The organism is Streptomyces sp. CNH189, assembly GCF_000527195.1.
This window is the reverse complement of the sequence record NZ_AZUS01000003.1, coordinates 233,411-248,305: the sequence shown is the minus strand read 5'-3', so window position 1 is coordinate 248,305 and position 14,895 is coordinate 233,411. Positions and strand designations below refer to the sequence as shown.

The window sequence follows — 14,895 nt, the reverse complement described above, 5'->3', positions numbered from 1 at the left end:
CAAATGGCCACTCACCCGCACGGACACCGACCGCACCCGCGTGGGCGCCCCCGATCGGGCCGACCGCGAGGCTGTCAGGGCTTCTTCACCGGATGCCCACTCATGATCGAGACGCGGTTGAACGCGTTGATGCTGATCGCGACCCAGAGAACGGCCGAGATCTGCTCGTCGGTCAGGTCGGCGCGTGCGGCTGCTGCCGCGGCGCCTCGTGCGGAGTCCCGCAGGTCCGTCGTCGCCTCCGCCAACGCCAGTGCGGAGCGCTCCGCGGGGGTGAAGACCTCCGTCTCGCGCCAGGCCGGCAGGAGACCCAGACGCTGCGCCGTCTCGCCGGCCTCGAGCGCCGTACGCGTGTGGACGCGCAGGCAGAACGCACATCCGTTGATCTGGGAGACGCGGATGTTGACCAGTTCCACCAGGCCGGCCGACAGACCCGCGCGCGTGGCCGCCGCACCTGCCGCCTGTGCGGTCCGCGCCAGGGCGCGGAACACTTCGGGGTCCAACTTGTCGATGAATACGTGCTGGTCACGGTACGACGTGGTGGTGATGGCCACTGTGCTCCCTGAGTTCGTGTGGGACGGGAAAGCGCTCCAGTTCGCCGGGCGACCGGCTTCGCCGAGCGGGGTATCGGGATAGGCCGTCACGCCAGAGGGCCTCCGTGGCGCAGCCAGAAGTCGACGGCATCCGGCCGCGGCCGGGGCGCCACCGCGCTGCCGGCGTCGAACCTCATGACCTTGTCCGTCTCTTCCTCGAAGCTGGGCCAGTTCGGGAGCCCTGGCCCGTTCGGATTCCCGGTGCGCGCGAAGTTGATCCAGTAGCCGCTCATCTGGTCGCGCAGGGTGAAGTCGCGCTTGCCGTACGCGGCGTCGCCGTCCTTGCCGAGGTTGTCGTACGCGTACATCACCTCCGCCCCGTGATAGGCGCCGAACTGCCGCAGACCGGCCTCCGGAGGGACGTGCGTGAAGTAATAGGTGTAGGCGTCGGCGTGGCCCGAGCGTGTCTGCAGCATCGCCCATCGGCGCATGGCGCGGGTCATGACCTTGTCGGTCTCGGCCTGGAGGAGGGAATCGCGTACCTGTTCCTCGGTGTCGCCGGGGTAGAGACGGAGGAACAGCTCGGCGTCCGCACCGTGCTCTTCGCGCACCCCGCGTCGGTAGCCGTCGACGTCGGCGTCCGGTGGGCTCAGCAGGGCGAGAGAGGCCTCGTCCGCGTTGCTTCCGACAAGGACCGGCACGTCCGATTGATCGCCCGCCGCGTAGATGTCCGCGGGCGCCCGGTCGAGGACGTACCCGTCGACGGACGGGCGCCAGTGACCTTTCAGGGACTCGGCCGCTTCCACGACCCGGTCCGCGGGCATGCCGCGCATCTCCTCGACGGTGGCGCCCCCCAACCGCTCACTCAGCTTCCGCCCCGCTTCTTCCGCCGCCGGCCGAGTGTCGTACTGATCGCCTCGGTCGGTGTCGCCAAGAGTCCCCATGCAGGCTCCGCTGCCGCCGATGACACCGTCCACCAGCCCCTTGGCGCGGGGCGTCGCGCCGAGGATGCAGACACTCTCTCCGCCCGCGGACTCGCCGGCGATCGTCACACGGTCAGGGTCGCCCCCGAATGCCGCGATGTTCTGCCGGAGCCACCGGAGGGCGGCGATCTGGTCGAGCAGCCCGTAGTTGCCCGAGGCGCCGGCCTCGGCCTCCTCGGCGAGATCAGGGTGCGACAGGAAGCCGAGCACGCCGAGACGGTAGTTGATCGTGACAGTGATCGCCTCGCCTCTGGACGCCAGCGACTCGCCGTCGTAGAGCGGCAGGGCACCGGAGCCGGTGGCGAATCCGCCGCCGGGGATGTAGACGATGACAGGAAGTCTCGCCGCTGAGGGTTTCGTGCTGCGCCAGATGTTGAGGTACAGGCTGTCCTCACTCACCGGATACGGATTGAGGAGGGTGCCCTCCAGGGGTGCCTCCACCACCTGGGAGAGCGCGCGGGTGAGGAAGGTGGACGTGCCCTGGAAGGGAACGTCGGAGAACCGGTCGGCGGTGAGCAGAGCGGAGCGCGGTTCGGGGGGCTGCGGCGGTCGCCATCGTCGGTCGCCGACGGGAGGCCGGGCGTAGGGGACCCCCGCGAAGATCTCGACGTCGCGCTCGTCGTTGAGAACCCCCCTGACCGGCCCCTCCTGCGTGAGAACGGTGCGGGACGGCCGGGGGTCGGCGCCGCCGGCGGCGCGGTTCTCGGCCGGGGGGTAGGCGAGGACGGCAGTGGTGCACACGAACGCCCCCGCGAGCAGCCACGCCCCCGCCTTGAGCGGGGCGGGGCCCCGAAGCCACCAGCGTGTGGTGAGACCGAGCGCGACGAGGCAGGCGACGACCAGCCCCCACCCCCACCACGGTGTGCGGTTGAGCCAGGCGACCGAGAAGGCCACCGCGCCCAGAGGGAGGAAGGGGACCCACCTCCAGGTGGAACGCCTCGATCCGCGCGGGACGCGCGGGCGACCACCGAGGAGGGGCCGGGCGGCGAAGGCCGCCCACTGTCTTCTTCTCATCTCCACCGCTGCCTCACGCTCGGGACCTCCGTGGGCCGGGCGCTTAGTTGACGTATCAAGTTCTGAGCCACTGTAACTCACGCGCCCACCTGGCTACGGTGTCGGCGGTGCGCCGAGCGGATCGGCGAGCGGACCGTGAGGAGTCCGGGGACAGCTGCCCGGGCATCCGACTCGTTGTAAGGTGTCGAAACAGCCCTTGACCAGCAAAGAGCAGGCAGGGAGCCGACGTCCAGGAGTCCAACATGCTGCGCACCATGTTCAAGTCCAAGATCCACCGGGCCACCGTCACCCAGGCCGACCTGCACTACGTGGGATCCGTGACGATCGACGCGGACCTGCTCGACGCCGCCGATCTGCTGCCCGGTGAGCTCGTGCACATCGTCGACATCACCAACGGCGCCCGGCTCGAGACGTACGTCATCGAGGGGGAGCGCGGGTCCGGTGTGATCGGTATCAACGGGGCCGCCGCCCACCTCGTGCACCCCGGCGACCTCGTGATCGTCATCAGCTACGCCCAGGTGACCGACGCCGAGGCGCGGGCGCTGAAGCCGCGGGTCGTGCACGTGGACGTGGACAACCGCATCGTCTCCCTCGGCGCCGACCCGTCCGAACCGGTGCCCGGGTCGGACCAGGAGCGCAGCCCCCAGGCCGTCGCCACGGTCTGACGGGGCGCCGACCCGACCGAAGACAGGAGCGTGACGGGCATGGACGGCATGGAGATCCGGGACGACCGGGCCGCGGACCGGCTCGAGGCGGTGGTGGGCGGCGAGGTCGTCGGCCGCATCGAGTACTTCGTCCTCGACGATCCCGCTCCCGCCCTCGTCCCGGTGCACACCGTCGTCGAGCCCGCGCACGAGGGAAAGGGTATCGCCGGCTCCCTCACCCGCGAGCTCTACGCTCTCGCGGCTCGTGAGGCCTCGGTGGTCGCGCCGCTGTGCCCGTACGTCGTCCGGTGGGCCGCGCGCCACCCAGACGAGGCCCCGGCGGCCGACCCGGAGCTGCTGCGCGCGGCGAAGCAGTGGCTGGCGGAGCATCCGGAGCGGTTCTGAGGCGGTCGGCCCGGTACTGCGTCCGGCGCGTTGTGGGTTACGCCCCGTGCGCCGGGCGGGCGTGCTTCCGTCACGCGCGCGGGTGAGTGCGGGCGGGGCCGCCGGGTAGGCGGGGGAGTAGTCCAGAGCCGACGTCGAGCGACAGGCCGGAGGACACGTGTGATGACGAACCCGTACCCGGATCCCGTTCCGCCGGGTCCGACTCCGGGGCCCGCCCCGGGGCCGGACCCCGCGCATCCCGGTCCCGGGCCCGATCCGGTGCCGGCTCCTGAGCCGCCGCCGCCCGGGCCCGATCCGGCGCCCTCGCCGCAGCCTCCGGGGCCTGGGCCGCAGCCTCCGGGGCCGAATCCGCAGCCGCCTCCGCCGCATCCGGGGCCGCCCGAGCCGTCGCCCTCGCCGATTCCTCCGGGGCCGGAACCTGTGCCGAGCCCGGAGCCCGGGCCGCCGTTGACCTGAACCCGCCCGTCCGCGGGTGCGGGTGGGCGGGCGTTGGCCGCGCGGTTCCCCGCGCCCCTAGGGGCGCGGACGTGCGGGCCGTGAGGGCTGGCCGCGCGGTTCCCCGCGCCCCCGTGAGGTGGCGCGATCAGCCCCCACCGCATGTGCGGGCCGGTGGGGGCTGGCCGCGCAGTTCCCCGCGCCCCTAAGGGCGCGGACGTGCGGGCCGTGAGGGCTGGCTGCGCGGTTCCCCGCGCCCCTAGGGGTGCCGACCTGCGGGCCCGTGAGGGCTGGTCGCGCGGTTCCCCGCGCTCCCAAGGGGCGCGCCGTTCCTCGCGTTCCTTCGGGGTGCTGCCTACGCCGAGACCTCCGACCTGTCCCCGCCCCACAGCGTGTGGAACGAGCCGTCGCGGTCCGCGCGGCGGTACGTGTGCGCGCCGAAGAAGTCACGCTGGCCCTGGGTCAGGGCGGCCGGCAGCCGCTCCGCCCGCAGGGCGTCGTAGTAGGAGAGGGCCGCCGCGAAGCCGGGGGTCGGGACGCCCTGGCGGGTGGCTGCGATCAGGACCTCGCGCCAGTCGTCCTGGGCCTCCGCGATCTCGCGGGCGAACGTCTCGTCCGACAGCAGGCTCGGCAGGTCCGCCCGCGTGTCGTACGCGGCCCGGATACGGTCGAGGAAGGCCGCGCGGATGATGCATCCGTCGCGCCAGATCGCCGACACCGCGCCGAGGTCGATGTCCCAGCCGTACTCCTCGCTGCCCGCGGCGATCTGGTGGAAGCCCTGCGTGTACGACACGATCTTCGACGCGTACAGCGCCTGCTCCACCCGGTCGGCGAACGCGGACGCGTCCGACTCGCTCATCGGGGTCGGCTTCGGGCCGGCCAGCCCCCGCGAGGCTTCCCGCAGCGCCGCGTGACCCGACAGGGAGCGGGCGAAGACCGCCTCCGCGATGCCCGACACCGGCACACCCAGGTCGAGGGCGATCTGCACGGTCCAGCGGCCGGTGCCCTTCTGCTCCGCCTGGTCCACCACCACGTCGACGAACGGCTTGCCCGTCGCCGCGTCCACGTGCGACAGCACCTCGGCGGTGATCTCGATCAGGTACGAGTCCAGCCGGCCGGTGTTCCAGGTGCGGAAGATCTCCGCAATCTGCGTGGGGGAGTACCCGGCGACGTCGCGCAGCAGCTGGTACGCCTCACCGATCAGCTGCATGTCGGCGTACTCGATGCCGTTGTGCACCATCTTCACGAAGTGGCCGGCGCCGTCCGGACCCACGTGCGTGACGCAGGGCGAGCCGTCCTTCGCCTTCGCGGAGATCTTCTCCAGCATCGGGCCCAGCGAGTCGTACGACTCCTTCGGGCCGCCCGGCATGATGCTCGGCCCGTTCAGCGCGCCCTCCTCGCCGCCGGAGACGCCCATGCCGACGAAGTGGATGCCCTGCTCACGCAGCGCCTTCTCCCGGCGGCGGGTGTCGGCGAAGTGCGCGTTGCCACCGTCGATGATCATGTCGCCGGGCTCCAGCAGGGGCGCGAACTCCTCGATCACCGCGTCCGTCGGCTCCCCGGCCTTCACCATCACGACCAGCCGCCGCGGCCGTTCCAGCGCCGCCACGAACTCCTTGGCCGTCTCGGCCGCCACGAAGCTCCCCTCGTCCCCGAACTCCTCCACCAGCGCGTGCGTACGTGCCGCGGTGCGGTTGTGCACCGCGACCGTGTAGCCGTTGCGGGCGAAATTGCGTGCGAGGTTGCGGCCCATGACCGCGAGCCCGGTGACGCCGATCTGCGCTGAACTGCTCATAAGGGTGACTCCTGGTGACCTCGGTATCGGTGCCGCCGGGCGCCGGTGCCGCTGGTGGACGCCCGCCGGTCCTGACATCGACCATCCTTGCGTGCCGCACTCGCGTGCGCATGCGCGAGTCCTCGGGACCCGCGCAGGCACATACGCGCGAGGGTGCCCTCCGTACTCAGTCGGTCCCCTCACGACTGCCCGCTGCGGCCGAGAGCCCACCCGGCGCACCCCACCCGGCGCACACCGCCCGGCACACACCCCCACGTGCTCCCGCGCTCGGCGGCAGGCTCCCGCGCACGCTCCCCCGTGGTGGCAAACAGGACCGCAACGGGCGTAACGTCCCGGCCACTTGGCGCATCCGTGCGGCTGATAGCCGCCTTGTCACGGCCTGTTCGCAGCGCTTACTTTTGCCCCTCCTGACGCATTGTCGAGGGGGATTCCATGGCCGTGCGCGGCCGGCACCGCCGGTATCAGCCGAACAGGATCAACCGGGCCTCGCTCACCGTCACCGCCGGTGGTGCGGGCATGGCCCTCCCGCTCATGGGCACCGGCGCGGCGCAGGCCGCCGACGTGGACACCTGGGAGAAGGTCGCCGCCTGCGAGTCCACCAAGAACTGGGACATCAACACCGGCAACGGTTACTACGGGGGGCTGCAGTTCAGCCAGTCCACGTGGGAGGCGTTCGGCGGCAGCCGGTACGCGCCCCGAGCGGATGCGGCCACCAAGGACCAGCAGATCGCCGTCGCCGAGAAGGTCCTCGACGGACAGGGCCCCGGCGCCTGGCCCACCTGCTCGGCACGGGCCGGACTCACCCGTGACGGCGCCACCCCGGACATCCGGCCGGCCGCCGACCGCTCCGACCGGGACGGCGGGCGCTCCGCCGGCACCAGGAGCAGCGGCAAGGGCGACGGGCGGACCTCCGTCGAGGACGTCCGGCCGCACACCACACCCCAGTCCCGCGCGGGCCGCGCCGAGATGTACACCGTGGTGCACGGCGACACCCTCTCCGGCATCGCCGAGCAGGAGCGGGTGCGCGGCGGCTGGCAGGGGCTCTACGAGGCCAACCGGACGACCATCGGCGCCGACCCCGACCTGATCCTGCCGGGCCAGCGCCTCACCCTGGCCGGCGGCACGGCCAAGGCCCCCGCCAAGCCGCCCGCCCAGTCGTCCAAACCGGCGGGCAAGAAGGCGGCCGCTCCCAAGGCCGAGAAGAGGACCGGGAAGAAGGCCGCACCCAAGGCCGAGAAGAAGACGGAGAAGAAGACCGAGAAGCGCACCGCGGAACGCGCCGACCGCTCCTCCTCCTCCGGCTCGAAGCTCGTCGCGCCCGTCAGCGCCGGCCTCGGCACGCCGTACCACAAGGCCGGGTCCTCCTGGTCGAAGGGCTACCACACCGGCGTGGACTTCCCCGTCCCGACCGGCACGTCCGTGAAGTCCGTCGGGTCCGGCACCGTGGTCGCCGCGGGCTGGGAGGGATCGTTCGGCTACCAGGTCGTGGTGCGGCACACCGACGGCCGCTACAGCCAGTACGCCCACCTGTCGGCGATCTCCGTGAAGAGCGGTCAGTCGGTCGGCGTCGGCCAGCGCATCGGGCGCTCCGGTTCGACCGGCAACAGTTCGGGCCCGCATCTGCACTTCGAGGTGCGGACGGGGCCCGGATTCGGGTCGGACGTCGACCCGCTCGCCTATCTGCGCGCCGGAGGCGTCACGATCTGACGCGGGCGAGGTGCCGGTCGGACGCCGGCACCGGCACGTAGGGGCCGCCGTAGAAGGGCGCGTACGGCATCAGCGGCACCGCCGCCGGGTCCGCCGCGTCCGGCCCGGCGGCCGCCGCGGGCACGGTGACCGGCAGCGTGACGTCCTCCGGCACCGTCAGGTCCGCCAGCAGCAGCTCGGCGGGGTCGTCCGCCTGCCGGCCGACGGTCTTCTCCACGGAGGGTTCGTCGGCCCCGGCCGGCACAGCCCCCGTGTCGGTCGTCACCGACCCGGCGGTGGCCTCGTGCTCGCGCGCCAGACGCTCGGTCGTGAGCAGGATCAGCCCGCCGGCCGCCACCACACCGCAGCTCAGCGCCAGTGCCGTGCCGGTCGTGCCGTAGCGGAAGGTCTCGCCGAACATCGTGATGCCGATCGCGGCCGCGACCACCGGGTTGACCACCGTGAGCGTCGCCAGCGGGGCCGCGAGGCCCGCGCCCCGGTAGGAGGCCTGCGACAGCAGCATGCCCGCCGTCGCCAGGACGCCGATCACCGCGAGGGACGGCAGGTCCGCCGCCGAGACGCCGCCCGTCCAGTCCACCGCGACCGTCTTGGTGAAGACGGAGGACATGCCGAACGCGACTCCGGACGCGGTCGCCAGGAGGATGCTGCGCACCGCCGGGTGCCGGTGCACGGCCCGCGCCGCGACGATCAGCGTCACGACCGCCGCGATCGTCCCCACGGCCGCCGCCACCCGCTGCGGGCCGTCCAGCGACTGCGCGCCCGAGGCGCCGACCAGCGCCAGCAGACCCGCGAGGCCGAGCGTCGCCATCAGGGCACCGCGCCACGCCGTCGCTCCGGCCCTGCGGCCGACGAACAGCGCGGCCATGGGCAACGCGAACACGATCGTGAGGGCGCCCAGCGGCTGGACGAGGCTCAGCGGGCCGTAGGCCAGTGCGACCACGTGCAGTACGGCGCCCAGACCGTTCAGTCCGACGGCCGCCCACCAGCCGGGCCGGCGCAGCGGCGCGTACTGCCGCGCACCGGAGGAGGACAACGCGACCTGCTCCTGCACGATCGCCCCGCCGGCGTACGCCACGGCGGACACGAACGACAGGACCACGGACAACGCGAGGGCGCTCATCGGCTGCTCCTCTGCGTGAGACGGGGGCGGTCTGCCCGGCGCGGCGAACGGTCGGCTTCCATAAGCAACACGATGCCGTGCCAGGGTGTTCCCCGTCGTCGTCCCTGAGCACCCAATGCGTCCTACTGCCGATGGAGTACGGGGGCGCGCCCGTCATCCCCTGGGTGGGGACCAGGGGACCGGGGCCCCTGACAACCACCCGCCTCGGCGGACTTGGTACTACTGCACCTCGTGGACCTCGACCCGCGCCTCACCGCCCTCCGTGACCTCGGTGGCTTCTTCGTCCTGCGTGCGGCGGAGGAAGCCGGCCGCCGCCTGCCCACGCTCGACCAGGCATACGGCCCCCGCCGCCCGGATGTTCAGGGTGCCCCCCAGACCGATCCCCTGACCGACCCCCTGACCGACCCCCTGGCCGTGCGGGTGCGCCGGGTCGGCGCCGCCCTGCGCGCCCCCGAGCGGCGGGTCGCCGCCTCCGTGGCGCACCAGGGTCTGGCCGCCCGCCTGTGGTCCGTGGCCCTGGGCTGCGCCGCGCTGTACGGCGCCGTCCCCGACCTCGACCCGCAGGCGATGCGCTGGGACCCCGAGGGGAGCGCCCCCGACGACCTGTGGCTGACCGAGTTCCGGCCGCTGCCCGGCGACGCGGCGACCCTCGCGGACGTCGTACTGCACGGCCATCTGGAACCCCTCGCCGCCGCCCTGCGCGCCCGCCACCGCCTCGCGCCCGGACTGCTGCGCGGCAACGCCGCCTCCGCCCTCGCCGCCTCGGCCCGCGAACTCAGCCGCCACGCCCGGCCCGACGTGGCCTCCCGGGCCGCCCGGCTGTCCCACGAACTCCTCGCCCACCCCTTGCTCACCGGATCCGGCACCCTCACCGGCACCGCCTTCCGGCGCCGCAGCTGCTGCCTGTACTACCGGGTACCCGGCGGGGGCGTCTGCGGCGACTGTTGCTTCGTTCGGCCGCCCCGCTCTTCCCCACGCGCCCCGTCTGGGTGACCATGAGAGCGACGTCCGCGCAGACAGGGGGTTCAGGGTGCGAGTGGGACTGCTGACCCGGGAGTACCCCCCGGACGTGTACGGGGGCGCGGGGGTCCATGTGGAGTTCCTGGCCCGGGAGCTGCGGTCCCTGGTGGACCTGGAGGTGCACTGCTGGGGCGAGGGCCGCACCGACGGCGTGCTGCGCCACCGCTCCTGGCCGTCGCTCGACGGCGCCAACGACGCGCTGCGCACCTTCTCCGTGGACCTCGCCATGGCCGCCGCCCTCCAGGGCCGCGAGCTGGTCCACTCCCACACCTGGTACGCCAACCTCGGCGGCCACCTCGCCAAACTGCTGTACGGCATCCCGCACGTGGTCACCGCCCACTCCCTGGAGCCGCTGCGCCCCTGGAAGGCCGAACAGCTGGGCGGCGGCTACGCCCTGTCGAGCTGGGCGGAGCGCACCGCCTACGAGGCCGCCGACGCGGTGATCGCCGTGTCCGGTGCCATGCGCGACGACATCCTGGAGTGCTATCCCGCGCTGGACCCGGCCCGGGTGCACGTGGTGCACAACGGCATCGACACGGCCCTCTACCGGCCCGACCCGGGCACCGACGCGCTGGACCGGATCGGCCTGGACCGCTCCCGCCCGTACGTGCTGTTCGTCGGCCGGATCACCCGGCAGAAGGGCGTGCCCCACCTGCTGCGGGCGGTGCGGGACATCGACCCCGCCGCGCAGGTGGTGCTGTGCGCGGGCGCCCCGGACACCCCGGAGATCGACCGCGAGTTCCGCGAGCTGTACGAGGAGCTGAGCCGGGTCCGCGACGGCGTGCACTGGATCCCGCAGATGCTGCCCCGCCCCGAGGTGATCCAGCTGCTCACGCACGCCGCCGTGTTCGCCTGCCCCTCGGTGTACGAGCCGCTCGGCATCGTGAACCTGGAGGCGATGGCGTGCGGCACCGCGGTGGTCGCCTCCCGCGTCGGAGGCATCCCGGAGGTCGTGGACGACGGCAGGACCGGGCTGCTGGTGGACGTGGACGACGGCTTCGAGGAGGCGCTCACCCGGGCGCTGGACGCGGTGCTCGGCGACCCGGGCACCGCCCGGGCGATGGGCGAGGCGGGACGGGAGCGCGCGGTCACCGAGTTCGGCTGGGACGCGGTGGCGCGCCGCACGGCCGCGCTGTACGAGGAGGTCGGAGAACAGGCTTAGCCCGGCCCGTCCGGGGCAGTCATGGGAAAACTCGGCGTGAGGGGAGCGGCCATGCGTCGTGGTGGTCCTTCGGTCCTGGGAATCGTGCTGGCGGGTGGCGAGGGCAAGCGCCTGATGCCCCTTACGGCGGACCGCGCCAAACCGGCGGTCACCTTCGGCGGCACCTACCGCCTGGTCGACTTCGTGCTGTCCAACCTGGTCAACGCCGACGTCCTGCGGATCTGCGTGCTCACGCAGTACAAGTCGCACTCGCTGGACCGGCACATCACCACCACCTGGCGGATGTCCAGCCTGCTCGGCAACTACGTCACCCCGGTCCCCGCACAGCAGCGCCTCGGTCCGCGCTGGTACCTGGGCAGCGCCGACGCCATCCTGCAGTCGCTGAACCTGATCTACGACGAGCGCCCGGAGTACGTGGCGGTGTTCGGCGCCGACCACGTGTACCGCATGGACCCGCGCCAGATGCTCAACCAGCACATCGAGAGCGGTGCGGGCGTCACCGTGGCCGGGATCCGGGTGCCGCGCGCGGAGTCGTCCGCGTTCGGGGTGATCACGCCGGGCTCCGACGGGCAGACCGTGGAGCGCTTCCTGGAGAAGCCCACCGATCCGCCCGGCCTCGCCGACGATCCCGAGTGCGTGTTCGCCTCCATGGGCAACTACCTCTTCACCACCAAGGCGCTCGTCGAGGCCCTCCAGCGGGACGCCGAGGACGAGAACTCGGTGCACGACATGGGCGGTTCGATCCTGCCCCAGCTCACCGAGCGGGGCGAGGCCCACCTGTACGACTTCAGCACCAACCACGTGCCGGGGGAGACCAGCCGCGACCAGGGCTACTGGCGGGACGTCGGCACGCTCGACGCGTACTACGACGCGCACATGGACCTGATCGCCGAGCGCCCCGCGTTCAACCTCTACAACCGCCAGTGGCCCATCTACACGCACTCCGGTCAGCTCTCGCCGGCCCGGTTCAACGCGGGCGGCATCGCCAGCGAGTCGATCATCAGCGCCGGGTGCCTGATCCGGGGGCAGGTGACGCGGTCGGTGCTGTCGCCGGGCGTGGTCGTCGACCCGGGAGCGGTGGTACAGGGCTCGGTGCTGCACGACAACGTGCACATCGGACGGGGCGCGGTGGTGCGCGGGGCGGTCCTGGACAAGAACGTCGAGGTGCCGCCGGGTGCGACGATCGGGGTCAACCCGGAGCGCGACGCGGAGCTGTACACGGTGTCCAAGGGCGGCGTGATCGCGCTCGGCAAGGGGCAGTTGGTGCCGTAGCGGACGTCGTGAAGGCCCCGGCCGTACGAGACGGCCGGGGTCTTTGTCATGTCCCTGGACTGCTGACGGAATCCGTGCTGTTATGCCAAGTGCTGTTCTTTGACAACGTTGTACTGGACTGACAACGCACAGAACAGCACATGCACAGCGAGCCGTCACCTTCCTCACCGACGGAGGATCCGTGCGCATCAGACGCCTCAGGAACCGCTTCGCCCTCCTCCTGGCCACCGTGCTGGGCGTCACCGGACTCGGCGCGACCGGGCCCGCCGCGAGCGCGGCGGAGGACGACCCCGTGGAGATCCACGGACTCAAGGGCGAGTACTGGACCCACTCCGCCCCCGGCGCCTTCGACTTCCACGAACTGAAGTCCGTCGCCTTCGACTCCCACCTCGACTTCGACAACCTGGAACCGCGCCTGAGCCTCACCACCGGCCGGGCCGACGACGTCAGCGTCCGCTGGACGGGCAGGATCGTGCCGGAGACCACCGGCGCCCACACCTTCTCGGTCAGCGCCGACAACGGCTTCCGCCTGTGGATCGACGGCCGCCTCGCCATCGACCACTGGGTCGACGACTGGGACGTGGAACAGACCGCCGAACCGATCGACCTGACCGCGGGCCGCGCCTACGACATCAAGGTCGAGTACTTCGAGCACTACGGGGGCTCCAACTTCCACCTGCGCTGGACCCCGCCCGGCGGCACCAAGGCACCGGTGCCCCGCTCGGCGTTCCGCCTCCCGGACGGCTTCGACTACGACGGCGCCCTCGCCGCCACCGTCCTCGCCTCCGGGCGCACCCTGAAACTCGACTTCCCCCGGCCGCTCGCCGCGCCCCCGGCCGGCTTCACCGATCACGTCAACGCGGTGATCGGCGGCGCCACCTGGCCCCTGACCTCGGCGAAACCCGACCCGGCCGACCCGAAGGCGCTGCTCGTCACGCTCGGCCAGCCCGTCGTCGGCAACAGGACCGGCACCGCCCGCGGCAGCGCCGACGTCCGCTACGACGGCCAGGGCGGCCTGAAGACCACCGACGGCGACCCCGTGGACGCCTTCCTCAGCAGCGGACCCAACCGTTCCACCCATGAGCTGCGCACCACGTGGGCCGACCAGGTGGGTCCCGGCAACGCCCACCCCGAGTACCCGCGCCCGCAGCTCACCCGGGACACCTGGCGCAACCTCAACGGCAGCTGGCAGTTCGCCGCCGCCGAGGAGGGCGAGCGCCCGCCTGTGGGCCGCACCCTGAAGGAGCGCGTCCTGGTGCCGTACCCGGTGGAGTCCCAGCTCTCCGGGATCCAGCGGCACGAGGACCGCATGTGGTACCGCCGCACCTTCACCGTGCCGCGCGACTGGCACATCGGATCCGGCAAGCGGCTGCGGCTGAACTTCCAGGCGGTCGACTGGCGCGCCGAGGTCTACGTCAACGGCACGAAGGTCACCACGCACGAGGGCGGCTACGACAAGTTCGCCGTGGACGTCACGGACGCGCTGAAGCGGGGCGGCCCTCAGGAGCTGATCGTCGGCGTCCACGACCCGACGGACGCCGCCGACGGCGAGAACCCGCCGATGGGCAAGCAGCGCCTCGACCCGAGCGGCATCTGGTACACGCCAAGCTCCGGCATCTGGCAGACGGTGTGGATGGAGCCGGTCGCCCGTGACCACGTGGACTCCCTGAAGCTCGTCCCCGACGTGGCGGGCGAGAAGCTCTCCGTGGAGGCGAAGGGGGTCCGCGCGGGCCTGCCCGTCACGGCCACCGCCTACGACGGACGGCGCAAGGTCGCCACCGTGACCGGCCGGACCGGACAGCCGCTCAGCCTGAAGATCAGGAAGCCGCACCTGTGGTCACCCGACGACCCCTTCCTGTACGACCTGAAGGTCAGCGTCGGCGCCGACCGCGTGAGCAGCTACTTCGGCATGCGCTCCATCGCCGTGGAGAAGATCGACGGCGTGCCGCGCACGGTCCTCAACGGCAAGCCCGTCTTCCTGATGGCCACCCTCGACCAGGGCTTCTGGCCCGACGGCCTGCACACCGCGCCCACCGACGAGGCCCTCGCGTACGACCTCAAGGCGCACAAGCAGCTCGGCTTCAACTCCGTGCGCAAGCACATCAAGGTCGAACCCGACCGCTGGTTCTACTGGGCCGACCGGCTGGGGCTGATGGTGTGGCAGGACATGCCCTCCATGCGGGACGCCCGCACCCCGGACGCCGAGGCCCGCGCCCGCTACGAGCGCGAGATGAAGGAGATGATCGACGAGCACATCAGCAGCCCGTCGATCGTCATGTGGGTCACCTTCAACGAGGGCTGGGGCCAGTACGACGTCGGCCGGATCGCCGCCCAGGCCAAGTCCTGGGACCCCAGCCGGCTGGTCAACAACCAGTCCGGACTCAACCTCGGCGCCGACGGCGGCACCGGCGACATCATGGACGAGCACGGCTACCCGAGCCCCGCCCTGCCGCCGCGCCCGGACGGCGAACGCGCCCTGGTCGGCGGCGAGTACGGCGGTCTCGGCCTCGCGGTGCCCGGCCACGCCTGGCCTGTACAGCAGTCGTACGTCGACGTCGACCCGGCCACCTACACCGACGACTACCTCACCAAGCTCGACGAGGTACGGGCCCTGGTGTGCAAGGGCGGCAACGGTGCCGTCTACACCCAGATCTCCGACGTCGAGGGCGAGCTCAACGGTCTGCTCACCTACGACCGTCGGGTGATGAAGCCCGACGTGCCGAGGGTGCGGGCCGCACAGCGGGACCTGATCCGGGACGCCTCCCGGGCCCGCCCCGCGGGCTGCCCGGCCGCCGAATGACCGGCTCC

General features: G+C 72.2%; 11 protein-coding genes. 7 read left to right on the top strand and 4 right to left on the bottom strand.

The annotated features are described in order from the left end of the window. Positions 1–74: 74 nt before the first annotated feature. Both B100_RS0106355 and B100_RS0106350 read right to left on the bottom strand, forming a co-directional pair. Complete coding sequence (locus tag B100_RS0106355) at positions 75–551, bottom strand: carboxymuconolactone decarboxylase family protein (RefSeq protein ID WP_024883603.1); 477 nt, start codon at positions 549–551, stop codon at positions 75–77. 86 nt (positions 552–637) lie between these two features. After that, positions 638–2,407 carry a carboxylesterase family protein gene (locus B100_RS0106350; protein ID WP_024883602.1) on the bottom strand — a complete coding sequence of 590 codons (1,770 nt, stop codon included), beginning with the start codon at positions 2,405–2,407 and terminating at the stop codon, positions 638–640. Between the two features lie 362 nt (positions 2,408–2,769). Between B100_RS0106350 and panD the strand changes: the two genes are divergently transcribed. Further along, positions 2,770–3,192, top strand: coding sequence for an aspartate 1-decarboxylase (gene panD, locus B100_RS0106345; protein ID WP_024883601.1), 423 nt, complete (start codon positions 2,770–2,772; stop codon positions 3,190–3,192). A gap of 39 nt (positions 3,193–3,231) precedes the next feature. After that, positions 3,232–3,576: a GNAT family N-acetyltransferase gene (locus B100_RS0106340; protein ID WP_024883600.1), complete on the top strand. Its 345-nt coding sequence runs from the start codon at positions 3,232–3,234 to the stop codon at positions 3,574–3,576. 790 nt (positions 3,577–4,366) lie between these two features. Here B100_RS0106340 and gndA read toward each other — a convergent pair. After that, the gene (gene gndA / locus B100_RS0106335) at positions 4,367–5,806 is read right to left on the bottom strand and encodes an NADP-dependent phosphogluconate dehydrogenase (RefSeq protein ID WP_024883599.1); all 1,440 of its coding nucleotides are present in this window, start codon (positions 5,804–5,806) and stop codon (positions 4,367–4,369) included. Between the two features lie 432 nt (positions 5,807–6,238). Between gndA and B100_RS0106330 the strand changes: the two genes are divergently transcribed. Beyond that, on the top strand, positions 6,239–7,513 hold the full coding sequence (locus B100_RS0106330; protein WP_024883598.1) for a transglycosylase family protein: 1,275 nt from the start codon (positions 6,239–6,241) through the stop codon (positions 7,511–7,513). On the opposite strand, the gene B100_RS0106325 is transcribed toward B100_RS0106330, so the two are convergent. Continuing rightward, a complete protein-coding gene (locus B100_RS0106325; RefSeq protein WP_024883597.1) occupies positions 7,503–8,633 on the bottom strand; it encodes a DMT family transporter in 1,131 nt (376 codons plus the stop codon). The two genes, B100_RS0106330 and B100_RS0106325, sit on opposite strands and share 11 nt — an antisense overlap. Positions 8,634–8,864: 231 nt before the next feature. Here B100_RS0106325 and B100_RS0106320 point away from each other — a divergent pair, with 231 nt between their 5' ends. From B100_RS0106320 to B100_RS0106305, 4 genes are all read left to right on the top strand, one after another. After that, complete coding sequence (locus B100_RS0106320; protein WP_024883596.1) at positions 8,865–9,626, top strand: (2Fe-2S)-binding protein; 762 nt, start codon at positions 8,865–8,867, stop codon at positions 9,624–9,626. 37 nt (positions 9,627–9,663) lie between these two features. Further along, positions 9,664–10,815: a glycogen synthase gene (gene glgA, locus B100_RS0106315; protein WP_024883595.1), complete on the top strand. Its 1,152-nt coding sequence runs from the start codon at positions 9,664–9,666 to the stop codon at positions 10,813–10,815. A gap of 51 nt (positions 10,816–10,866) precedes the next feature. Continuing rightward, positions 10,867–12,087, top strand: coding sequence for a glucose-1-phosphate adenylyltransferase (gene glgC, locus B100_RS0106310; RefSeq protein ID WP_024883594.1), 1,221 nt, complete (start codon positions 10,867–10,869; stop codon positions 12,085–12,087). 181 nt (positions 12,088–12,268) lie between these two features. Then, entirely contained in the window at positions 12,269–14,887 is a 2,619-nt protein-coding gene (locus B100_RS0106305; RefSeq protein ID WP_024883593.1) for a glycoside hydrolase family 2, read from the top strand. The last annotated feature ends 8 nt before the right edge of the window (positions 14,888–14,895 follow it).

Coding starts and splice junctions, on each gene's coding strand:
- panD (WP_024883601.1), top strand. CDS start 2,770: ATGCTGCGCACCATGTTCAAGTCCAAGATCCACCGGGCCACCGTCACC.
- B100_RS0106340 (WP_024883600.1), top strand. CDS start 3,232: ATGGACGGCATGGAGATCCGGGACGACCGGGCCGCGGACCGGCTCGAG.
- gndA (WP_024883599.1), bottom strand. CDS start 5,806: ATGAGCAGTTCAGCGCAGATCGGCGTCACCGGGCTCGCGGTCATGGGC.
- B100_RS0106330 (WP_024883598.1), top strand. CDS start 6,239: ATGGCCGTGCGCGGCCGGCACCGCCGGTATCAGCCGAACAGGATCAAC.
- B100_RS0106325 (WP_024883597.1), bottom strand. CDS start 8,633: ATGAGCGCCCTCGCGTTGTCCGTGGTCCTGTCGTTCGTGTCCGCCGTG.
- glgC (WP_024883594.1), top strand. CDS start 10,867: ATGCGTCGTGGTGGTCCTTCGGTCCTGGGAATCGTGCTGGCGGGTGGC.